The 21,766-nt window shown below is 43.3% G+C and carries 19 protein-coding genes; 8 read left to right on the top strand and 11 right to left on the bottom strand.

Annotated elements, in window-relative coordinates; all coding sequences use genetic code 11:
• Nucleotides 1-22: 22 nt before the first annotated feature.
• The gene (uraH, locus tag JMW85_RS11705; RefSeq protein ID WP_201581900.1) at nucleotides 23-391 is read right to left on the bottom strand and encodes a hydroxyisourate hydrolase; all 369 of its coding nucleotides are present in this window, start codon (nucleotides 389-391) and stop codon (nucleotides 23-25) included.
• 42 nt (nucleotides 392-433) lie between these two features.
• Nucleotides 434-955 carry a 2-oxo-4-hydroxy-4-carboxy-5-ureidoimidazoline decarboxylase gene (uraD, locus tag JMW85_RS11700; RefSeq protein WP_198329389.1) on the bottom strand — a complete coding sequence of 174 codons (522 nt, stop codon included), beginning with the start codon at nucleotides 953-955 and terminating at the stop codon, nucleotides 434-436.
• Between the two features lie 254 nt (nucleotides 956-1,209).
• On the opposite strand from uraD, the gene JMW85_RS11695 reads away from it, so the two are divergent.
• Nucleotides 1,210-1,875 carry a TetR/AcrR family transcriptional regulator gene (locus tag JMW85_RS11695; RefSeq protein WP_201581899.1) on the top strand — a complete coding sequence of 222 codons (666 nt, stop codon included), beginning with the start codon at nucleotides 1,210-1,212 and terminating at the stop codon, nucleotides 1,873-1,875.
• A 150-nt stretch (nucleotides 1,876-2,025) separates the two neighbouring features.
• Here the strand turns inward: JMW85_RS11695 and JMW85_RS11690 are convergent, their stop codons facing one another.
• Entirely contained in the window at nucleotides 2,026-3,435 is a 1,410-nt protein-coding gene (locus JMW85_RS11690) for a uracil-xanthine permease family protein (RefSeq protein WP_201581898.1), read from the bottom strand.
• A 656-nt stretch (nucleotides 3,436-4,091) separates the two neighbouring features.
• On the opposite strand from JMW85_RS11690, the gene JMW85_RS11685 reads away from it, so the two are divergent.
• A complete protein-coding gene (locus JMW85_RS11685; RefSeq protein WP_201581897.1) occupies nucleotides 4,092-6,161 on the top strand; it encodes a TonB-dependent receptor domain-containing protein in 2,070 nt (689 codons plus the stop codon).
• 166 nt (nucleotides 6,162-6,327) lie between these two features.
• A complete protein-coding gene (locus JMW85_RS11680; protein ID WP_201581896.1) occupies nucleotides 6,328-7,701 on the top strand; it encodes a PepSY-associated TM helix domain-containing protein in 1,374 nt (457 codons plus the stop codon).
• Between the two features lie 25 nt (nucleotides 7,702-7,726).
• On the opposite strand, the gene JMW85_RS11675 is transcribed toward JMW85_RS11680, so the two are convergent.
• The 4 genes from JMW85_RS11675 to JMW85_RS11660 all read right to left on the bottom strand — a co-directional run bounded on the left by JMW85_RS11675 (nucleotide 7,727) and on the right by JMW85_RS11660 (nucleotide 12,026).
• Nucleotides 7,727-8,497, bottom strand: a complete 771-nt coding sequence (locus tag JMW85_RS11675) for an iron ABC transporter ATP-binding protein (RefSeq protein WP_201581895.1) — start codon at nucleotides 8,495-8,497, stop codon at nucleotides 7,727-7,729.
• A gap of 100 nt (nucleotides 8,498-8,597) precedes the next feature.
• Complete coding sequence (locus JMW85_RS11670) at nucleotides 8,598-9,659, bottom strand: iron chelate uptake ABC transporter family permease subunit (protein WP_201581894.1); 1,062 nt, start codon at nucleotides 9,657-9,659, stop codon at nucleotides 8,598-8,600.
• Between the two features lie 115 nt (nucleotides 9,660-9,774).
• Nucleotides 9,775-10,875 carry an ABC transporter permease gene (locus tag JMW85_RS11665; RefSeq protein ID WP_201581893.1) on the bottom strand — a complete coding sequence of 367 codons (1,101 nt, stop codon included), beginning with the start codon at nucleotides 10,873-10,875 and terminating at the stop codon, nucleotides 9,775-9,777.
• A 101-nt stretch (nucleotides 10,876-10,976) separates the two neighbouring features.
• Entirely contained in the window at nucleotides 10,977-12,026 is a 1,050-nt protein-coding gene (locus JMW85_RS11660) for a siderophore ABC transporter substrate-binding protein (protein WP_109589459.1), read from the bottom strand.
• A 513-nt stretch (nucleotides 12,027-12,539) separates the two neighbouring features.
• On the opposite strand from JMW85_RS11660, the gene JMW85_RS11655 reads away from it, so the two are divergent.
• The 3 genes from JMW85_RS11655 (at nucleotide 12,540) to JMW85_RS11645 (ending at nucleotide 14,781) form a co-directional block, all read left to right on the top strand.
• A complete protein-coding gene (locus JMW85_RS11655; RefSeq protein WP_201581892.1) occupies nucleotides 12,540-13,529 on the top strand; it encodes an energy transducer TonB in 990 nt (329 codons plus the stop codon).
• Between the two features lie 78 nt (nucleotides 13,530-13,607).
• A complete protein-coding gene (locus JMW85_RS11650) occupies nucleotides 13,608-14,297 on the top strand; it encodes a MotA/TolQ/ExbB proton channel family protein (RefSeq protein WP_201581891.1) in 690 nt (229 codons plus the stop codon).
• A gap of 82 nt (nucleotides 14,298-14,379) precedes the next feature.
• The gene (locus tag JMW85_RS11645; RefSeq protein WP_045444454.1) at nucleotides 14,380-14,781 is read left to right on the top strand and encodes an ExbD/TolR family protein; all 402 of its coding nucleotides are present in this window, start codon (nucleotides 14,380-14,382) and stop codon (nucleotides 14,779-14,781) included.
• 157 nt (nucleotides 14,782-14,938) lie between these two features.
• Here the strand turns inward: JMW85_RS11645 and JMW85_RS11640 are convergent, their stop codons facing one another.
• Nucleotides 14,939-15,412 carry a DUF2799 domain-containing protein gene (locus JMW85_RS11640; RefSeq protein WP_109589456.1) on the bottom strand — a complete coding sequence of 158 codons (474 nt, stop codon included), beginning with the start codon at nucleotides 15,410-15,412 and terminating at the stop codon, nucleotides 14,939-14,941.
• Nucleotides 15,413-15,911: 499 nt separating this feature from the next.
• Here JMW85_RS11640 and JMW85_RS11635 point away from each other — a divergent pair, with 499 nt between their 5' ends.
• Together JMW85_RS11635 and topA are read left to right on the top strand one after the other, a co-directional pair.
• A complete protein-coding gene (locus tag JMW85_RS11635) occupies nucleotides 15,912-16,508 on the top strand; it encodes a hypothetical protein (protein WP_201560366.1) in 597 nt (198 codons plus the stop codon).
• A 287-nt stretch (nucleotides 16,509-16,795) separates the two neighbouring features.
• Complete coding sequence (gene topA, locus JMW85_RS11630; protein ID WP_201581890.1) at nucleotides 16,796-19,462, top strand: type I DNA topoisomerase; 2,667 nt, start codon at nucleotides 16,796-16,798, stop codon at nucleotides 19,460-19,462.
• A 169-nt stretch (nucleotides 19,463-19,631) separates the two neighbouring features.
• Here the strand turns inward: topA and JMW85_RS11625 are convergent, their stop codons facing one another.
• The 3 genes from JMW85_RS11625 to JMW85_RS11615 all read right to left on the bottom strand — a co-directional run bounded on the left by JMW85_RS11625 (nucleotide 19,632) and on the right by JMW85_RS11615 (nucleotide 21,639).
• Nucleotides 19,632-20,189, bottom strand: coding sequence for a superoxide dismutase family protein (locus JMW85_RS11625; protein WP_045444459.1), 558 nt, complete (start codon nucleotides 20,187-20,189; stop codon nucleotides 19,632-19,634).
• 199 nt (nucleotides 20,190-20,388) lie between these two features.
• On the bottom strand, nucleotides 20,389-20,646 hold the full coding sequence (locus JMW85_RS11620; protein WP_201581889.1) for a hypothetical protein: 258 nt from the start codon (nucleotides 20,644-20,646) through the stop codon (nucleotides 20,389-20,391).
• Nucleotides 20,647-20,769: 123 nt separating this feature from the next.
• Nucleotides 20,770-21,639, bottom strand: coding sequence for a hypothetical protein (locus JMW85_RS11615; protein WP_201581888.1), 870 nt, complete (start codon nucleotides 21,637-21,639; stop codon nucleotides 20,770-20,772).
• Between the last annotated feature and the right edge of the window lie 127 nt (nucleotides 21,640-21,766).

The following is a 21,766-nucleotide window of genomic DNA, read 5'->3' as shown; positions in this document are numbered from 1 at the left end:
TTTATATGGTGATGCTACATAACTACGAGCCGCGGTATGTGCTGTAGCCATGTGCGCTAAGCAGTAGCGGTACATGATAGTGACCGTTATCACTTATTATAAAATCGATGACTACTTGTGGATAAAAAGCCGTGAGATTTTGTGCATCGAAATAAGACTGCGTATCAAAGGTTAAGGTATAACGACCAACATCTAAGTGATATTCAGCAATATCAATCGTTGGGTCAAAAGACCAGCTATCTGGTGCCACGCGTCCATCCGCGTTGGTGACGCCATTGGCTAATAGAGATGCCTCGCCAGTTGCGCTTACGCGATCTAGCGTCACGGCAATACCAGCGGCTGGTTTGCCCAAATGGGTATCTAAAATATGCGATGAGAGAGTACCTGACATAATAATTCCTTTTATATAAATGAGTCAGATGGGCTGAATGCGTTAAGCGTCACTCAGCAGTTTCTGTAAACGTAAGCGGGTGATTTTATTTTGCTCAGCTGCCGCATTGACCAACTCAGTAGCGCGATCATTGGGCAAGCGTGCTAACAATAAATCGAGCATTTGCTGCGCGCTCTTACCAGTGGCAAATACGATAAAGATAAAGCCAAATTTATCAAGGTAGTCTTGATTGCCTTGAGCCAAAGCTTCAATCACCTCGTCATTGGCATCATTGGCACCCGACTGCTCATGGGCAGCACTGTCTTGCGTGTTGCGGTATTTTTCTTTTAACGAGTCGACGTTGCCGATTTGTGGATGACCATCAAAAGCCTCTAGTAACTGGGCTTCTGCTGTCTGTGCTTGTTGCCAAGTGTGGTCACTATGGGCAAGTAGTGTAGATATATCTGAAAAAGGACGTTTTTTTTCTAAAGCCTGCGCCCAATGGGTGCTGGTACAGCAGGTCAATAGATGTGAAATTGCCTCAGCTGTTGAGAGCTCATTAAACTGCTGTAAAGATAATTTCACTATGACATCCTTTTCTTTGCTGACAAAAGCAGTGGAGTAGCATCTCTCGATAACATCTCATGCTAAAGTAGTATTTATCGAATAATAATTGGTTTACTATGAGCTATTCTGCTTAAACCTGACCATTTGGTCAACTACTTTATGCAAATATTTTATTTAGACTGATGATATTTCATAAAAATTAGCATATGAATCCAGTTATTGGCTGGGATATTGCTCTTTATTCATCACAATAATGACAGGTAACATTTATCATGGCTCAACATAACGATATAGAACCACAAGCCGCGTCTGACGCGCCTGTACAGCGCAATCAGCAAGATATCCGCGCCCACAATCAAACCGTCATTTTGGCGGCGGCAGAAGAGGAGTTCGTGCTGCAAGGTTTTCGCGGTGCGACGATGCAAGGTATTGCCGATAGAGCCGAGCTGCCAAAGGCCAACGTGCATTACTACTTTAAGAATAAAAAAAATCTGTACCAAGCCGTGCTGCATTCTATTATTCAAGAGTGGAACGATGGCTTGGTTGCTATGAGTGTCGATAGTGACCCTAAAACGGTCATCGAAAAGTTTGTCCGTACCAAATTGCATCAAGCGTTTGCTCATCCCAATCGCCATAAATTGTTTGCGCTGGAAGTCATCGGCGGTGCTCCTCATCTGCATGAATTTATGTCGGCAACCATGAAGAAGTGGGCGCTAGACAAGGCGCAAGTGATGAAAACTTGGCATGAGCAAGGCAAAATTGGCATCGCTGACCCTTTACAGCTATTGATTTTGATTTGGGCAACGACGCAGCGATATGCAGAATTTGAGACAGAAATTGTCGGTTTGATGGAAAAGAGTGAGTACGATCAGCAGGATGAAGCGCGGGCGGCAGACTTTTTAGTGCCGTTTATTTTGCGTGGCTGTGGTCTTGAGTAATGCTTATGTATTATTATTTTACGTCTATAAGATGCCATTAATACGAAAGCATTCTGAATGTTTTCGTATTAAGGCGCGCTAAAAGAGTCAATTTTCAGAACTAGAACAGCAATGCTGATTGGTAAAGAATTTGACTATTCTAACGTACGTTTAAGAAGCCTTTTGTCTAAGAGGCTTTAGACCGTCATCCAGATGTTGTTCTACCGTATCAAATTCGACACCGTAGTTTTTGGGCAAAATCATATCGAGGGTAATGGCCACAATACCTGACATAGTAACCGCCGAACCAAAGATATTACGGAAAAGCTGCGGCGCCTGTGCGAATACATCAGGAACAAAAGCCACGCCCATAGACAGACCTAGCGAAGTGGCAATGATTAAGATATTGCGATGGGTAAAGTTGACCGTTGATAGGATGCGAATACCAGCGGTCGCTACCGTTGCAAACATCAATAACGTCACACCGCCAACGACTGGTTTTGGCAATTGGGTAAAGATAGCACCCAAAATAGGAAATAGCCCCATAGTGAACAAGATAGCCCCAACATAAAAGCCCACATAGCGACTGGCAATACCGGTCATCTGAATCACGCCGTTGTTTTGGCTAAAAGTCGTCACTGGGAACGTGTTAAACACCGCCGCAATTAATGAGTTGACACCGTCTCCCAATACGCCACCTTTAATACGTTTCTCGTATAAAGGTCCTTTGATGGGTTCGCCCGATATCATCGAAGTCGCCGTCAAATCACCAGAGGTTTCAATACTGGTAATGACATACATAAAGGCGATAGGAATAAAAGCCTGCCAATCAAACCCAAAGCCAAACTTGAATGGCACAGGTAGCGTAAAGATAGGGGCATCAGAGACCAAAGAGAAATCAATACGTCCCATAAGAATGGCTGCGATCAGACCAAGCATCAACCCTATAAAAATAGCACTGGAGCGAATGACTTTATTATTAACAATACTAATCAATACCACACTGATCAAGACTCCGCCACCGAGCAGCAGATTCTGTATACTCCCGAAATCTTCAGCGCCCACGCCGCCTGCCAAATCCGTCAGACCAACCTTGGTTAATGACAGACCGATAGTCACAATCACACAACCAGTAACGATAGGGCTCATCAGAGATTTGAGTTTGGTGATAAATTGGCTTAAGAAAATCTCAACGAAGGCACCAAGAAAGGAGACGCCAAAGATAACAGAGAGAATCTCCTCCGGGCTCCCGCCTTTGTTTTTTACCACAAAACCTGCTGCCAATACCGCGGCCAAGAAGCCAAAACTGGTTCCTTGTAACGCCATAAGACCTGAACCGACTGGTCCAACTTTATGCGTCTGAATAAAGGTAGCGACCCCTGATACCATCAATGACATGCTGATGAGATAAGGGATATGTTCCCCCAAACCCAAGACGCCGCCTATGATTAATGAGGGGGTGATGATACCGACAAAGCTGGCAAGTACGTGTTGTACTGCGCCCAAAAAGGCTTTTGTAGGGGTAGGGCGGTCATGCAATCCGTATAGTAAATCGGGGTTCCCTTGAATGTGTTCGCTCATCTTGGCTTCCTCCTAAAGTGACTTTTAGTCCAAGCTCTGTGGAGAGAGCTAAGCAGTGTGATGAGTTTAGAGATGGATATCGACACACCGTTTATCTTCATATTGCTTAGTTGTCTCACAAAGAGTCGCACTTATCCTTGTGCTAATAAATATCAGCAGCTAGCTATTATTTATTAATATGACTAATAGTCGTAGGTTTAAACCTGACTAATTGGTCAACTATATAAGGGTATAGTGAAAGGGTTGGCTATTGCAACGTTTTTTTTCATGTTGATGGCTTTATTTCTTAAATAATAACAGTCTATTAGACGAACATAGCGCAGTGGATTTGGTTTGCTGGCTATTTCTACTCGTCTAAAAACAGTAAGCAACAAAATGGAATAAGCCAGCCAGATTTAGCGCTATTTTTTAATATTAAATTTCTCGCATTAATTATTGCCAAATTGTTAATACTTCGTTATTATGCCTCTCATTATTTAAATGCTAACAATTATCATTAACATTGTTATTCGTATGAAAGACTTTGGCTTTGTCAAGACTCCAATCGTCTAAAAAATGGTTTTCAACAATAAGCGGTGCAACTGCCACAAGCTGTGCTCAACAGTAAATAGCTCTTAAAAATTTTAATTTGTGATAGTCAATAAGGTGAGTGTGTTATGCGTGAAGTAAAGTTATCAAAACTATCTAGTCAAATGACGGTATTGTCCATGGGCGTGGCAGCGGTATTATGGTCACAAGCAGTCAGTGCAGCACCTGCAGAAGACATGCCAAGCACCACGTTGCAGACCATTACAGTGACAGCCAATAGCTCAGTACGTGATAAAGTGCAAACCGATTCTGTTTACATAGAAGACTATACGCCAGCGCAGCAAGCCAGCCATTTGAGCGATTTTTTGAATGTCGTTCCTGGGGTTACGGTAGGTGGTACCTCAGCGGTCAATCAGCGTATTCGTATCCGTGGTCTTGAAGACAGCAACCTAAAAGTCACTATCGATGGGGCGCGTCAAGAAGGCAAACTTTTTTATCATATGGGTGACATTACTATTGACCCTGACTTGCTTAAGCAAGCAGATGTGGCAGTTGGCAACAATTCTGTCACGCTAGGAAATGATGCCATTGGCGGGGCGGTGGCCTTTAAAACCGTTGATGCAGTGGATTTGCTGAAACCGGGTCAAAGAATAGGAGCGAAAGTTCACGCAGGCTATGCCAGTAATAATGACGAGCTACTAACGTCAACGACTGTATATGCCGCACCAACGGACAATGTTGACTTATTGGCTTACTATGGCAAGCGCGATAGCGATTCTGGCGAAGATGGTAACGGTCGTGAGCTGTTTGAAGACAGTAAAACTGAAAGCATCTTATTAAAGGCGGGTGCTTATATTGCCGATGACCATCATATTGGCGCAAATTTCAGCCAAACTGAAAAGAAAGGTATTTTCCCATTCCGTCCAGACTTCCCTAGCCGCTCTGAGGCTCCAATTCCGCAACAGGTGAAGCGCGATACTTATGGTATTGATTATAGCTTTAATCCTAGCAACCCACTGATTGATGTAGATACCAACGTGTATCAAACCAAAACCCGCATTTTGCGTGATTCTGATTATATCAATGATCCAGGTTTTGATTTTAACGCCGAAGTTCAAACCACAGGCGCAAAAATCCAAAACACCAGTGACATTGCTACGAATGTTGGCACACACAAACTTATCTCTGGTATTGAGCATTACAAAAAAGAATCGGAGATGGAGCGCGACTTCGTTAAAACAGGGTCAGACGAGGCAACCAATACATCAGTATATCTAGAAGACCAATGGAGAAATGGTAAGCTCACTTTAACACCTGGTGTGCGTTATGACCGCTACAAATCTCCTGAGTTTATCTCTGGTGGCAAAACCTATGATAATGTCGTTGGTGCACTTGCCGCAAGCTATGAGATTGCACCATTGACGCAAGTATTTGCCAGCTACACGCAGTTATTTAATGGTCCTGATTTAAGCCAAACCATTTTTAATTCAAATGGTGATAAAACTTACGTTAATAATGACTTAAAAGCAGAAGAAGGGTCTAATGCTGAAGTGGGTATCCTTACAACGTTACGCGACCTAACGGTAGCCGGTGATGCACTACAACTAAGCGGTAAATACTTTGAAACCGATATCGAAAACTACATCGAATTTGTTCGTTCCGGCGGAACTCGCGTTGGCTTAGACTGTGTCACTGGACAATTAGGTGGTGAATGTCAAGGCGTCATCAATAAAGATGAAGATTTTAAAATTAAAGGGGTTGAGCTCGCTGCCGACTATAAAATGAATAACTTTAGTATGGGTTTGAGCTATTCACGCGCACGCAGCGAAGGTGAAAAAACGGGCTACAGTATTCCTTCAGTGACTGGAAGCAGCTCAGAATCAGGCGATAAATATATGGTCAATCTGGCTTATGCCCCAACAGAGACCACAGATATCGGCTGGCGCAGTACTTATGTTGCTTCAGTGAAGCCGAATGCGTCTGAAAATGAGATTGAAAAACCAAGCTATAATGTTCATGATATCTTTATGAATTATTCGCCAAAACAAGTTGATGGATTAAAAGCCACGCTTGGCGTTTATAATCTTTTTGATGAAGCTTATGCGAGCCACTCATCTCGTCTAAATCCGATTGATGATGTTGCTACTGACTTTGAGAAAGGTCGTAATATTAAAGCGTCATTGACGTATCAGTTCTAATCTTATTGTCACTTGATGATAGATGAAAGGGCCAGCTGTCTGTATAGGATAGCTGGCTTTTTTATGGTCAGTAAATGATGAAGCATGTGATAGCAATCATAATTTTTTTAAATACCAATCAAAATAACCAATGAATAAAGAAACGATGAATAAAAAACCAATACTAATGACTTCATTTCCCCCTACGTTGCGTCAGAGCTGTTTATGGATTCATCGTTATACTGGGCTTGCGATGGCCGCTTTTTTGATCATTGCTGGTATCACGGGCACGCTATTGGCGTTTCATGATGAGCTGGATGATGTGTTTAATCACAAGCTGGCAAATATTGAAGCGCAACACAAGCCGCCACTACCGATCGCCTCACTGCATGATGCTGTTATCAGCGCCTATCCAAAGTATCAATTTTCTAGTATGCCAACGTCAGTAGAGCTGAACAAATCAGCGGTTTTTTCGGTCGATAGAGTCCGAGGTGAAAGCGCCAAAAATCAGCCCAAAGCGCCATTTCAAGAGGTCTATATCAATCCCTTTACGAGTGAAATTATCGGTACACGTGATAAAGAGGCGTGGGCATGGCGCAATACGATGTACAAGGTATTTTGGTTGCACCGAGATTTATTGCTAGGTGATATCGGCAAATTAGTATTGGGTATCGTGTCTTTAATCTGGACGATTAATTGCTTTATTGGCTTTTATTTAACCTTTCCAAGAGCAGTTAGCGCCAATAAATCTCAACAGGCCGCATTGAGAAAACCATCTGGCAAACCCCGCGCTTCATTTTTTAAACGCTGGCTACCTGCTTGGAAAATCCGCCGAAAAACCAATACTTTTAAGCTTAATTATGATTTGCATCATGCGTTTGGCTTATGGCTCTGGCTCATGTTGTTTGTCATTGCATGGTCGAGTGTTGGTTTTAATTTGAAACCGATATATCAGCCTGTAATGCAAGCGCTGGTAGGACTTGAAGGTAGAGATGAAGGCAAAGGAGATAAACAAAATAAGCCTGCGATAAACACTGAATCTAGTAGTGATGAGGCGACTACTATTGGCACTAATATGAACAGTACTAATAAGGTAGACAAGGCTAATAGCATCGCTTATTTAAGCAGGCAGGCAGAGATCGCCGCGCAAAAAAATGGCGTCAGCGTCCAGCAGCTATTGGGAGTGCGTTGGGTAGAAGAGGACAATCAATGGCAAATGCGCTTTAAAACCAATAAAGATATCGGTAAAAAAGGCGGTGCGTCATCTATCATGGTTGACGCCGCAACAGGCAATGTCGAGCGTGTTAATTTTGGCTATCAAAGCTCATTTGGTAATCAAGCTGATCAATGGATGGCAACGCTACACATGGGTCATATCAGCCATGGCGTAGGTCATTTGTTGTATCAAATATTTTTAGCATTGACGGGGTTAGCCGTGGCGGTATTGTCTGGCACAGGTGTGTATTTATGGGTCAAAGGGCGTCAAAGTCGATTAAAGCAAAAGCAAAAATTGACGGTTAAAGACAACTCTTTGAAGCGATTACGCGAAACCAGCCATTAAAGAGCAACTATAAGATATGCTGTACTTAAACCGCATCGACAATCACTGGGCGACCTTGATGATTGAGCACGGTCACATCGACGTTATACAGATCCTTCATGGTTGCTTGGGTGATGACATCTGCAGGTTGACCGACAGCCATCACCTGACCCTCTTTCATGGTGACCACGGTATCGGCGAACTGCGCAGCTTGATTGATATCGTGCAGCACGATGACCACGGTTTTTTGCTGAGTATGGCTTAACTCGCGTAGCTCACGCATCAGGCGACCAGCATGGTACATATCCAAATTGTTCAGCGGCTCATCGAGCAACAAATACGGCGTATCTTGGCAAACAATCATCGCAATCAATACTCGCTGACGCTGCCCACCTGATAGTGTCGATAAAAAACGCTCGGCTAATGGCGCAAGCTCAAAACGTTCGATAATTTCTTGCACTTTTTGCTGATCGTCCGCCGTCGGTTGCCCTTGGTGATAAGGGTAACGACCAAACATCAGCAGCTCATGCACGCGAAGTCGTCCTTGTACTTGGTTGTCTTGTCCAAGCATCGCCACAGTTTTGGACAAGGTTCGCGCATGACAGCTAACAATATCACGTTCCTCATTATCTACAGCGAAACTGACTTGTCCCGACTGTAGCGGTTGCAAGCGTGCCATGACCGAAAATAAAGTAGATTTACCCGCGCCATTGGGACCAATCAAGGCGATCACTTGGGCGCTTGGTAACGACAACGTAATGTCATGAAGAATTTGCTGTTTACCAATATGGTGCGAGATGTTATTGAGTTTAATCATAGTGGTTCTTACTTTTACAAAGGATCTGATTTTTCATTAATATATCAATGGTTTTTAGATGATTGGCTACTAGGTCAGTGATTATTAAATAAGCACGATATTAACGACGCTGAGTCATAAAAATCAATATTAAGAATACCAAACCACCAGCCAATTCAATGACCACCGATAGCACACCTGCCATGCCCAATAGTTGCTCAAATATCATCTGACCGAGTACCAAGCAAATCATCGCCACCAAACTGACCAATATCAGACGCTCGCTGTGATACATATGGCGAGCGATACGATTGGTTAGCGCACAAACCAACAGCCCAAAGAAAGTCACTGGACCGACCAATGAGGTTGCCGTGGCGACCAATACCGCAATGACCGTTAATAGCCCAAATGCCAAGCGTTGATAGTTGATACCGAGGTTAATGGCTTGTGATTTGCCAAGCATCAATACGTCACATTGATAACGCCAGCGCCAGATAAACAGTGCGCTAATGGCACAGATAACAATGCTGATACCAAGCAGCTGAGGATTGACTGTATTGAATTGTGCGTAACTGGCAGATTGCACGACGACGAAATCATCAGGATTGATCAATCTGGCAATCAGGGCTGATAAGCTGCGAAACAAGACCCCAAAGATAACGCCGACCAATATCAGTCGCGTCAGATCCTGACTGCTTTTTGAAAACAGCAGCTTAAATAACAATAATGACGCGCCAAACATTAAAACAATTTCAAGGGTGAATTTGGCAAGAGGATTGATACTGGTAAAACTTATTGCGCCCAAAAAGAAAACCAACAGGCTTTGTAATAAAACATATAGCGAGTCAAAGCCCAGCAATGACGGCGTCAAGATAGGGTTGTGCGTCAAAGTCTGAAACAATAAAGTCGATACGCCAATCGCATACCCGACCACCATTAACGCCAGTAACTTTTTACCTCGCAGCGGTAGCGCAAAGTCCCAATGGCCGTTGACATTGACTGTCAGAAATAGGATGGTTGAGATCAGCAATATGATAGCGGCAATAGATTTTGGGTGATTGACTATAAATGTCCAGAGTCGCGCAAGACAACTTTGTCCAAAAGTAGTTTTGTCGTTATTTTCTGAAGCACTGTTATCTATAGTGTTATTGGCTGTGGCGCTAGGCTTAGACGGTGAAAACATGCGTAAATCCTATAGTGCTAGGCTTATCTAATCAGACAAAACAACGATAAAAGAAAGAGAAGATGCAAAGAGGTTTGATCAGTCGTTATGAATAAAAACTTTATGACGAGCTATTTTATTGTTCAGCAGGCGCACGTAATAATAGCCATAAAAACAGTACTGTACCGACCACCCCAAAAACCGTCGCAACAGGCACTTCAAATGGATAGCGAATCGAGCGTCCAATAATATCGCACAATAGCACTGCCGAAGCGCCCAATAATGCCACTGCTGGTAAGCTACGGCGCAATTTATCCCCCATCAATCGGCTGACGATATTAGGCACGACCAAACCAATAAAAGGAATCATGCCAACGGTGACAACGACAACTGCACTCATCATCGCCACCATACCAACGCCAACCCACGTCACTTGTCGTTTGCTGATGCCTAAATTGAGCGCGATATTGTCACCCAAACCGACGATGGTCAGCTTGTCAGCAATGATATACGCCAGCACGCACAATCCGCCTGTCAGCCATAACAGCTCGTAACGACCTGCTAAGACGCCAGAGAAATCACCAAACTGCCAAACGCTGAGCATCTGTAACGATTCTGTTTGATAAGCAATAAAGGTCGTCACTGCCTCGATAATGCCACCGAAGACGATACCAATTAGCGGGATCATTAAAAAATCCGTCGGCGGAATGCGGTGGATCAGTAGCATAAACAGCATCATACCAAATACCGCGGCGATGGTAGCCACACCCATTTTGACAATGAGCGCACTGGCTGGAAATAGCAGGCTAACCACCAATAATCCCAGTGCGGCGCTTTGAGTTGCACCGACCATCGATGGCTCAACGAAGCGGTTTTTGAGCACCACTTGAATAATCATCCCAGCAACTGCCATGGAAACACCGGTCAAGATAATAGCGATGGTACGCGGTAGGCGACTGACCAGTAGCAGTGAGCTGTCGGAGTTGGCGCTATGGTTGATAAGGCTGTGAAATATACCTGACCACGAAAAATCAGCCACACCAATTGATAAGCTTAATAACACCAAAAGCCCCATAATAATGAGGCTGCCCGTGTTGATTAACCACGGCGGTATAGAAGCACGGCGATTTTTAGAGCTTAGACCACGGCTTGCGCTTTTTTGCCAACTCGTTGATTCGGCTGGTAAAGTAGGGCGGGCTTTGACGCTGGTCTGCGCACGAGAGGAAAATAACGGCATATCAGCTACTGGCTTAAAGTGAGGGTTGGCAACTGACAGTGATGACAGTTGCCTAAAAACGAATGACGCTTGTTTAGCATATTGCTTATTTAACGCATCATTTATTTAGCGTTAGCAAAAGCCTCTTTGATGGTCGTCAAATCCTGCATCCATTGATAATAACCGCCAAAGGCAAGGTATGAGTCTGGGCTAAGGTAAACCACTTGATTTTTACTCCATGCGTTGGTTTGCGCGACCAATGGATTGTCCAATACGGCTTTGGCACCAGCACCATCTTCACCAATGGCGGCACTGCGATCGACGACGAATAACCAGTCTGGATTGGTTTTTTGTATGTATTCAAACGAGATTGGCTGACCGTGGCGCGCATCGGCGATTTGGTCATCTGCCATTGGAATATCAAGTACGGTATGGATAAAACCGTAGCGGGATTTGTCGCCGTAGGCAGACAGCTTATTGCCGTTGACCATGACCACTAAGCCTTTACCTTTATCTTTGGTTAATGTTTTGGTCTCATCAATGAGCCCGTCGATATTGCCTTGCAGTTTCGCTGCCTGAGCACTCTTACCGAACAATGCACCCAAATCATGCAAACGCTGCTTGCTCGATTCATAGATATTTGCGGTATCAATCGTCATGTCGAGCGTTGGCGCAATACTGGACAGCGCATCATATTTTTCTGCCATGCGTGAGCCGACCAAGATAGCTTGCGGCTGCATCGCGTTCAACGCCTCAAGATCTGGCTCAAATACGGTGCCGACAGTTTTTGGTTCAGGCTGTGTCTTAGACTGTAAGTTGTCTAATTTTAGACCGCTTGGCATACCATCGACAGCAACATCAAGCGCGGCCAAATCCTGCATCAACGTCATATCATAGACCACCAACGGCGATGGATTCATTGCCAAGTCGACATTACCTTTTACCGTGTCGACCGTGATTTTTTCAACAGAGACCGCATCGTTATTAGCGACATTCGAGGCATGATCTGCTGTTTGATTTTCAGTCTTAGCGTCAGCGGGCTCGGAGTCGTTAGATTCAGGTGAGCTACAACCTGTCACACTGATCGTAGCAACCAGAGCGGTCACCATGGCAGTCAGTAAAGGGCGTTTGAAAAAAGGAGTAGAGCGGTTAGGCAATAAAGTAATAGACATAAATAACTCGGTATATCAGCTGGTTGGACAAAGGATGTATCAAATAATCGGTCATATAAAAGTAAAAAGAACTTCATCGATGTAATGCTTCACACCATACAATGCTCGACGGTATTACTTTTGACGTTATGATTTTTTATGGGTTGTTTTTACGCTTAGCTATTGAGACGTTCAACATGCCTTAATATCTTGAGATTTTGTAATCTTAAAGATTCGCAGTCGATTAGGGGCTATGATAAATTAATTGAGACTCATTATCAATACAAATGATAATGGTTTTTATTACGTCACTTTATTTATGATTTGTGGCGGCCTTGGCAAAATAACTCTGTATAGCGATATTTGAGAAAGGATGGTCGAATGATTAAGTAGGTTTTGCTTATTAATAACGCTAAATTATTAGCTAATCATTTGCCTGCTAAGCAAAATTATTATAAATTTATTATTGATAATAATTATCGTTTGCATTATTATCTACGCCATTCTACCTCGGTTAATGAATATTAGGGTGTTATGAGTTCAACGGATTTAGACGCGCCACCACTTAAATTGATACTCGCAGCTATTATTATAGTGGTGGGCTTGCACGTGCTGACGGCAGTCGCATTGGTGGCGATCAAGACTCCTGAGATAAAAGTTGAACCAAAAAAAGACACCCCACCTATCGAGATAGAGATGGTGACGTTACCTGTCAAAACGGCCGTCCCTGAAGTAGAAAAAGTTCAGGAAGTAACGCCCAAAAAAGCAGCGCCTAAAACAGAGTCAAAACCTGAACCTAAAAAACCTGAACCTAAAAAACCGGCACCGTCAAAACCTAAAGTAGCTCCAGTAGTGAAGGCTAAGCAAAATACACCAGAAAAACCGGTGGTAAAAGCCAAAAAGGCTGATATAGCACCTGTCGTAAAAGTAGAAAAAAAGAAGCCTGACATTATTAAAAAAGAGATGTCGAAAAAGCCAATAGTAGAATCGAAAGTCGATACCTCAATGGCTGATAGTCAACGTGAAGCTGAAGAACGACGTAAAATTCTAGCAGCAGAATCACAAAAGGCCGCTCAAGAAGCCCATGATAAAGCAGTGCAAGACGCTAAGAGAATAGCCGATGCCAAGGCTGCCCAAGAGGCTCAAGCCGAAGCGAATGCCAGAAAAGCAGCAGAAGACAAAGCGGCTAAAGATGCCGAGCAAAAAGCAGCAGCCGCTGCAAGTAATGAACCCGTGAGCTTTACTGCTAGTGCTGCAGACTGGGCATCAGCGCCAAACTTTAGCTTTCCTACTCGAGCCGCTCGTAGAGCATCTTCGGGTGATACATTCAAAGTGGTATTGATATTAAGAGTGAATAAGCAGGGCGGTATTGATAGCGCCCGGGTTGCTCAATCTTCAGGCAATTCAATAGTAGATAAAGAGGCGCAGCGTCAAGTAAGCTCTGGAAAATTCAGACCTTTTACTAAAAATGGCGTGCCAGTCGTCGGTAATGTCACATTACCTGTTACTTATAATGTGCCATAAATACATGGTTATTAGTACCAAGCATCGGCGCAATCGCAAATAATCGAACAATGGTAATAAAATACAAAGGAGTCTGACATGGACTTTATGCAATACTGGCAAATCAGCGACATGGTGACAAAAACGTTGTTCTTTTTGTTGCTTGCTTTATCTATTCTTTCTTGGGTAACAGGCATCATTCGTGTGCTACAAAGCCGCAAATTGGCCGCCAATGTTGCAGATGATTTGAGTCAGCAGATTCAAGTAAAACAGGCTGAGATGATAGCAGCAGATGCCACTACTCGCCGTTTGGTTACTGAGCAGATCTTACTCAAGCATATTGGTCGTTACCGTTTTGCCAGTGAGCGCGGCTTACCTATTCTTGGGACGACAGCCGCAATTGCGCCATTTATCGGTTTATTTGGGACGGTATGGGGAATTTTTCATGCGCTACATAACATTGGCATGAGTGGGCAAGCAGGCTTGGGACAAGTAGCAGGGCCAGTCGGTGAGGCACTTATCATGACAGGTTTGGGGATCGCCGTGGCGATTCCAGCCGTGGTATTTTATAACCTTGCAGTGCGTATCAATCGCCGCGTGATGTATCACGCCAACGATAGAGCGCATGACTTATTGGCACGTTCTGCCGAAATGGTCGTTACCCAGCAGCCGTTAACGGACAGCAAATCGACTGTTACCCAAGATTCGTTAGCAAAGGGTATGCACTCAAACGCAGCAGATGCTCAGCAAGTGACTCATTATCATAATTCAGCCGCGTCGCAGCCTTAACGATTATCCATTGATGGGACAGTCCGTTAGGCGATAGTCAAGCGAGCTATATTGCGAATAACCAAATGTATTGAGAGTGATTATGGCATTTCAATTGGGTGATGATGACAGTCAAAGTATGAGTGAGATGAACCTCATTCCGCTTATCGACATCATGCTGGTATTGATGATTATATTTCTATTGACGGCGACCGTACTGAATCCGACAGTGCCACTAGAGTTGCCGAAGACCAGTGCTGCGTTAAATGAGGCGCCACCAGAGGCTATTCAAATTAGCATCGATAAAGACGCAGGGATATTTTGGGACAGCGATGCGATTAGCATGGAGGAGTTAGAGGCACGGTTACAACAGCAAAGTGCTGGAGGTAAAGACCCTTCTGTACAATTGCGTGCTGACAAAGACAGTAAGTATGACACGGTTGCTCAAGTGCTAGCCGCTGCCAGTCAAGCAGGACTTACCAAGATAGCCTTTGTCAATGAATAAGGCGAGTCTATAAACGATATGATTATCATATGATGTTTGTTAGATAGCCAACCATCAAAAAGGTAGCTAATATAATAATAAAACAAAAATAATAAACTTTTCTCCAGCCTCAATGAGTACTTAAACCTCAAATTAAGTACTCATTGGGGTTTTCTTTTTACCAGCCATAGCCAAAGGGATGATAGCCGTAACCAAAGCGCCCAGGCCCGTAGCCAAACGGATAAGGCGAACGTAGGTAATCGAGATCACGTTGACGGATATAGTAGTAACGTCCTTGCGCGTAAGCTTCTTCTAGCTTTTCGATGCCTTCGAGCGGACAAACGGGCTGCCAGTCGTAGCCTTCGCGACCAAGTTTATAAGCATTAAGCTCGGTGCAGTAGCTTTTGAGACCTTGCTGTCGCCCTTGCTCCCATTGTATGCGGTTGGGCATGGGACCACCTACCTTTGCGCAGCTATCAGCGTAATGACCGAAATAAGCACCTGAACGCCCTTGTAAGCCATCAGCATAGCCGACTTCTTGCCAGTTGCTTTCTTGACATTGCTGCGGGGTAAGATTTTGCGTCGTTGCACAGCCTGATAGGGTAAATAAGGCAGCGCCTACTAGCGAGAGGGTAAGCCCAGTTTTACTCATGAGTTGATGGACACATTTGCTCGCTAGTGAAGCGGTCGATGAGTTTCGCTTAAGAAGATAATTCATAATAAACCTGCGCGCGTTTAAAATTATGGTTTATCATAGCACTTTTTGATGATGACAAATTTTTGTATCTCGTTATTATGCTGTTTTTTATTCGAGTTAAGTGTTTGATCTATTAGCACATATAGCCAAGCCATCGAGATTCGAAAACGTGAGTGATTGGTGGTTATCAATTCATCATGCTTGATTTTTAACGGTTCGTGCTCATTATAAGCTTCTATATAGTAGCCAGTATTTAGACAATCATTCGTGAAACAGCCGCTCATTAGAACGCTACTGGTTAGAAAATGACTGGTTAAAAGTTACTGCTCAAACAATCAATGATTGCTTTTTTATAGTTAGCTGGGCAATCACTGTCTTTGTTGTAGCCTGTTGTATAGATAATAGCGGTTTTATTTTTTAGTACATTTTCATTTATCCAAAAGGCCGGACCATCATGGGAACATTCATTGGCGTTATCATTGTACTATTTGTATTAGGGAGTATGATGGCGCTCAAACCTAACGGTATCGATCAGCGTTTGGATAAGCTGCGCATGACCGCGCGTCGTTTACAATTGAATCCAAAGCTGGTGAGTTGTCCTGATTGGATCAAAGGTAAAGACAACGAATATGGGCGTGGAATGTTAGGTCAATACTGTTTGGTGTTAGATGATGTGCAGCTGCCGCACACACGCTATCAAGTGATTGATGGGCAATGGCGACCAGATAGTAGTTTTGTCGATACAAGCAAAGATGATGTTAAGCTCACGATTCCAAGTGCGATTCGTGCTAATAACAGCACTAATAATACGATTATCAAGAAGACCAATTTTAGCTTGGATAAAGCACCGCTAGATTTGCCAGTCAGTATTGAGCCGTTTGTTAAAGGTTTGCTGACTAAGGCCAATAGTATCGTGATTTATTGGGAAGATATCGCTTATGTGCGTCCTTCATCCAATCCTGCTTATCAGCAAAAATTGATCGAAGCAGATTTGTTGGTGCTCAAAAAACAGCTTGAACAATGGGCGTCAGAGATGCAAAAGCGCCTATAAAACGGCTACAAGGTAGAAAATCATTTTTTAATCTCCATTTATAAGCAATATGCAAGCACTTTTGGCAAACTCTCAGTCATTTACAGTTGACAGTGTAACGCTTAGCAGTGTAACGTCTTTATAACTGACTCTTTATCTTATGGTTATTGTTTGTTTTATAAACGTTTTTTTAAGCAGCTATTACTATAATGATTCACCGCGCTACTATAACTCACAATTATAAATTGCCATGCTGCTGTATTTATTCTTACTTTTAATTTACTCATATAATAATGGTGTCGTCACATATGGCAAAAACCGCAACCAAAAAAAGTCCAGCGCCCGCTGCTGGTAATCCCAAAGGCAGTCCAAAGGGCAAGTCTTTGGTGATTGTAGAATCACCTGCCAAGGCAAAAACAATCAATAAGTACCTTGGCGATGACTTTATCGTGCGCTCCAGTATTGGTCATGTCCGTGATCTACCAGTTGGCGCAAGCAAAAGTGCAAAAAAACCAACAACGACCAAAAAAGATGACAGTCTAAGCAAAGAAGAAAAAACCCAGCAAGCCTTGGTACGGCGCATGGGCGTCGATCCAGAACATGACTGGGCAGCAGTTTATGAAGTGTTACCTAACAAGACTAAGGTTATCAAAGAGCTGAAAGCTTTAGCCAAAGACGCTGACAAAATCTATCTGGCAACGGATATGGATAGAGAGGGTGAGGCGATTGCTTGGCATCTTAAAGAAGTCATCGGCGGCGCTGACAGTAAGTATGAGCGTGTGGTTTTTAACGAGATTACCAAATCTGCCATTCAAAATGCCTTTAAGCAGCCCTCCAAACTTGATATCGATCGTGTCAATGCCCAACAGGCGCGGCGCTTTTTAGACCGTGTCGTTGGCTTCATGGTATCGCCGCTGCTGTGGCAAAAGGTTGCTCGCGGTCTCTCTGCAGGTCGCGTTCAGTCAGTTGCTATGCGTTTGGTCGTAGAAAGAGAACATGAAATTCGCGCCTTTATACCAGAAGAGTATTGGCAAATTCATGCCGATACTCACGTTGCCAATAGCAAAAAGGACGCTGAGCAAATTGCGATTCGCTTAGAGGCGACCAAGCAAGGCGGCAAAACGCTTAAGCTCGTCAATAAAGAGCAGACAGATAAAGTCTTAGAAACTCTTAACTCAAGTGACTTTATCGTCAAAGAGCGTGAAGAGAAGCCAACGCAATCGCGTCCGAGTGCGCCGTTTATCACCTCGACATTGCAGCAAGCAGCCAGCACACGATTGGGCTTTTCAGTTAAAAAGACCATGATTTTGGCGCAGCGCTTATACGAAGCGGGTCATATTACTTATATGCGTACCGACTCGACTTTCTTATCTGGTGATGCACTTGCTGCGGTACGTGGCTATATCGAAGACAGCTATGGCGCAAAATACGTACCCGAAAAGCCAAATTTCTACGGCAACAAACAAGGCGCACAAGAGGCGCATGAGGCGATTCGTCCCTCTAACGTCAATATGAAGTCAACGCAGCTTAAAGGGGTTGAGCGTGATGCCATCCGCCTGTACGAGCTGATTTGGCGTCAGTTTGTCGCTTGTCAGATGCTGCCAGCAAAATACTTGTCAGTGAATCTATTCGTCGCTGCCAATGATGTCGAGTTAAAAGCACGTGGTCGTACGTTAGTATTTGATGGTTATACCAAAGTTATGCCACCGGCAAAAACTGACGATACCTTATTACCAGATGTGAAAAAAGGCGATAAATTAATACTAGATAAGCTCGATCCGAGTCAGCATTTCACCAAGCCGCCACCGCGCTATACCGAGGCAAGTTTGGTGAAAGAACTTGAGAAAAAGGGCATCGGTCGTCCATCAACTTATGCGTCTATCATCTCGACCATTCAAGATCGCGGCTATGTGAAGCTTGAGAACAAGCGCCTGTTTGCTGAAAAAATGGGTGATATCGTTACCGACAGACTAACCGCAAGCTTCCCAGATTTGATGGATTATACCTTTACCGCCGCGCTAGAGGACAAGCTTGACCATGTGGCAGAAGGTGATACAGATTGGAAAGATGTCCTTGATAATTTCTATGGCGACTTCAAAACAACGCTTGATCGCGCCAAAGAAAAAGACGGCATGCGTCCAAATGATCCAACTGACGTACCAGACGTGCATTGCGATCTTTGCGATCGTCCAATGCAATTACGTACTGGCTCAACGGGTGTATTCTTAGGGTGTACTGGCTATAATTTACCGCCAAAAGAGCGCTGTAAAGGCACTAAGAACTTAATGCCCGTCGAAGCTTTTGCCAATCTTGATGAGGCAGAAGGTGATGATGAAGCGGCAGAAGTTCGCGATTTGATGGAGAAAAAGCGTTGCCCGAAATGTAGCACGGCAATGAATGGTTATATCGTCGATGGCGGTCTGAAACTGCATGTGTGTGGTAACAATCCTGATTGTGATGGTTATGTCTTAGAAGAAGGCAAATTCGAAGTGCCTGGCTCTGATTCTCCAACCATTGACTGTAATAAGTGCGATGGACAAATGGAGCTAAAGACGGGACGTTTTGGTCCTTACTTCGCTTGTCAGCAATGTGATAACACCCGTAAAGTGTTAAAAACAGGCGAAGCCGCACCGCCGCGCATGGATCCTATTCATCTACCAGAGCTGAAATCAACCAAGCACGATGACTACTTTATCTTGCGTGAAGGAGCAGCTGGGATGTTCTTGGCGGCTTCTAAATTCCCGAAAGTACGCGAGACACGCGCACCAAAGCTGGCTGAGCTACGCGAAATCAAAGATAAAATGGAAGATAAATTTCAGTATTTGTTTGAAGGTCCAGATGAAGATCCAGATGGTAATCCAACCATTTTACGCTGGTCACGTAAGAAGAAGGAGCAATATATCGGCTCTGAGAAAAATGGCAAGGCCACACGTTGGGGTGTGTATTGGCGTAATGGCAAGTGGGTAGAGGAGTAAGTCTCCTTTACTTTTTATCTTGATGATTGATTGTTAATATATGAGCTTCTGTATCACCAATATTGTTTTAAGCTATAAAATTTTGAACAAAAAAAACCTCTTAGAATCTAAGAGGTTTTTTTGTGCTATTCATATTTGTGATATCAATAACAGCTAAGTTCATATGCTATTAGTTCTTTTCGATGATACCGCAAGCAACGCGGTCGCCTGCATTACCAGCTGGTTGGCTAGTATAGTCATCAGCACCGCTATGCACGATAAAGGCTAGACGATTAACGCTATATTTACCAGCATCAGCGACAGAGATTTTCTTATTCACATAGTTAATAGTAGCCACGCCATCTGCATTGGCAGTCAGGTTAGGCAAGTCGCCAGCATGACCATTCATATCGTCAGGATTAGAGTGAGGCTTATTGTCAGGATTAAAGTGACCACCTGCCGCTTTACCCATATCAGCACAGCTACCCGTTTCATGGATATGTAGTGAGACTGTCTTGCCCGGCTGCAAATTCATCAGCTTACCGTAAACTTGTACGCCGCCATCCACAGGGCGTAAGAATACTTGACCCACTTCATTTTTATTACCAGCGACTGCATTGATAGTAGATTTTAAGGCAGGTTGGCTAAGTGGATTGCCAGTTTGCATTTGACCTTCGACGGTTTGACAACCCGTCATTACTAACGCTGAACCACATAATAGCGCACTTGCAAGCATCGTCTTATTCATTATTATCTCCAATTATTTTTAATACTTAGTTATTTTTGATAAGAAGCTAACTCTTGAAGGTTTATAGATAAATACCTTTTGATTTCTATAAACATTCGTTAATGTCGTCATCAGTATAGCTAAGGATTAGATATAGTTATTCATCAAATGCGCAACAATCGGTTAATAAATGTAAGTATCGTATGGGTTTGAAAATTGTTTACGGTATTTTCTTTACTTCGTTTTGCCATACTAAGGTTTCGGCAGTCTCCATTGTTTGCAATAAATTATAGCGAGGCATATCAGTCTGATCGTCTGCTGTTGGCGATATTGATTGTGAAGGTTGCAAACTCAAACTAAGAGTGCTCTGGCTATTACTAATAAGCTTAGCAAGCTCGCCCTCAATTCTATTACCAGTAACACCGCAGCCCATGAGCGTTTGTGGTCCCGAGCCAACTAGCAATGTATAATCTTTCATCAAAATATAAGGACCACCGATACCATTGCAGCTAGAACTAAAAAATGCGTATTGACTATCGTCATACCCTCTAAATTTTAACGACACTGGAAACTCTGGATGATAAAAATGACCAATAGACTCTCAAGATATTACCTGCCCTTTGTCATTAATAGTATTACGAACGGCGCTAACCAGTCGCCAGTCATAGCGCTCTAACAATGCTTTATCAATAGGCAGTCCAGTCGGTTCTTTAAATGTCCTAGGTGTACCATCAAATGTTAACGTATTGCCATTTTCGATTTTAACGACCAAGTTTTTTGATACAATCTGAGTATTAACGAGTTTGCTTTTTGCGACTGGTAATAGCTCAACATCTAACTTAATAATATTATTATCGTTAGGAAATAACTTTTTGATATTTGCTTCATTTGCTTCATTTGCTTCATTTGCTTCATTTGCTTCATTTGCTTCATTTGCTTCATTTGCTTCATTTGCTTCATTTGCTTCATTTGCTTCATTTGCTTCATTTGCTTTGTTTTCAGTAGCACTTTCGCAGGTCGAGGATCTTTCTCTAAGCTCGCTACCATACTCAAAAGGCGGTGCGGACATCCATACGAATTTGATAGCAAAATGTTGGCAGCCTTGAAACAAGCTTAACGAACTGGGCGCTACTTCTAAAGTAATCGGCGCGTCAGTGTTAATATTAATAGCGTTGCTTTTTTTGTCTTTAACTTGTGTTAACTGCCAATGATAATTACTTGCCCATTGCAGCGTCGTAACTTCGTTAGCTGTTTCATCAGCTACCACTACAATTTTTTCTTCCAGCTTTTCAGTTTTTATGATGGGCTGATATGATATTGGGGTAGAAGTGCTAAAGCCCGTCATCATTGAGTTAGTAGGTATAGAGTTATCTTTTGCAATATTGGACTGACAGCCTGTTAACGCTAAAGAAAACGAAACAGTAAGTAATAAGGATATAGTTAAGCGGTTTAAAATCAGGTGGTTTAACATTATGGTTATTACCAAATAAACATTTGTTTAAAATATAGCACAGAGTTTTAACCAGATTGTTTTTTATTTTTGCCAAAAAAAAGCCGCCCATCGTTATGATGAGCGGCTTTCTGATTTATAAGACTGG

The organism is Psychrobacter glacincola (genome assembly GCF_904846075.1).
GTDB lineage: Bacteria > Pseudomonadota > Gammaproteobacteria > Pseudomonadales > Moraxellaceae > Psychrobacter > Psychrobacter glacincola_C.
This window is presented reverse-complemented; position numbering and strand designations above follow the sequence as displayed.

Bases quoted from the DNA above. Each gene is read 5' to 3' on its own strand.
- uraH (WP_201581900.1), bottom strand. From the start codon at position 391: ATGTCAGGTACTCTCTCATCGCATATTTTAGATACCCATTTGGGCAAA.
- JMW85_RS11695 (WP_201581899.1), top strand. From the start codon at position 1,210: ATGGCTCAACATAACGATATAGAACCACAAGCCGCGTCTGACGCGCCT.
- JMW85_RS11690 (WP_201581898.1), bottom strand. From the start codon at position 3,435: ATGAGCGAACACATTCAAGGGAACCCCGATTTACTATACGGATTGCAT.
- JMW85_RS11685 (WP_201581897.1), top strand. From the start codon at position 4,092: ATGCGTGAAGTAAAGTTATCAAAACTATCTAGTCAAATGACGGTATTG.
- JMW85_RS11680 (WP_201581896.1), top strand. From the start codon at position 6,328: ATGACTTCATTTCCCCCTACGTTGCGTCAGAGCTGTTTATGGATTCAT.
- JMW85_RS11675 (WP_201581895.1), bottom strand. From the start codon at position 8,497: ATGATTAAACTCAATAACATCTCGCACCATATTGGTAAACAGCAAATT.
- JMW85_RS11670 (WP_201581894.1), bottom strand. From the start codon at position 9,659: ATGTTTTCACCGTCTAAGCCTAGCGCCACAGCCAATAACACTATAGAT.
- JMW85_RS11665 (WP_201581893.1), bottom strand. From the start codon at position 10,875: ATGCCGTTATTTTCCTCTCGTGCGCAGACCAGCGTCAAAGCCCGCCCT.
- JMW85_RS11660 (WP_109589459.1), bottom strand. From the start codon at position 12,026: ATGTCTATTACTTTATTGCCTAACCGCTCTACTCCTTTTTTCAAACGC.
- JMW85_RS11655 (WP_201581892.1), top strand. From the start codon at position 12,540: ATGAGTTCAACGGATTTAGACGCGCCACCACTTAAATTGATACTCGCA.
- JMW85_RS11650 (WP_201581891.1), top strand. From the start codon at position 13,608: ATGGACTTTATGCAATACTGGCAAATCAGCGACATGGTGACAAAAACG.
- JMW85_RS11645 (WP_045444454.1), top strand. From the start codon at position 14,380: ATGGCATTTCAATTGGGTGATGATGACAGTCAAAGTATGAGTGAGATG.
- JMW85_RS11640 (WP_109589456.1), bottom strand. From the start codon at position 15,412: ATGAGTAAAACTGGGCTTACCCTCTCGCTAGTAGGCGCTGCCTTATTT.
- JMW85_RS11635 (WP_201560366.1), top strand. From the start codon at position 15,912: ATGGGAACATTCATTGGCGTTATCATTGTACTATTTGTATTAGGGAGT.
- topA (WP_201581890.1), top strand. From the start codon at position 16,796: ATGGCAAAAACCGCAACCAAAAAAAGTCCAGCGCCCGCTGCTGGTAAT.
- JMW85_RS11625 (WP_045444459.1), bottom strand. From the start codon at position 20,189: ATGAATAAGACGATGCTTGCAAGTGCGCTATTATGTGGTTCAGCGTTA.
- JMW85_RS11620 (WP_201581889.1), bottom strand. From the start codon at position 20,646: ATGAAAGATTATACATTGCTAGTTGGCTCGGGACCACAAACGCTCATG.
- JMW85_RS11615 (WP_201581888.1), bottom strand. From the start codon at position 21,639: ATGTTAAACCACCTGATTTTAAACCGCTTAACTATATCCTTATTACTT.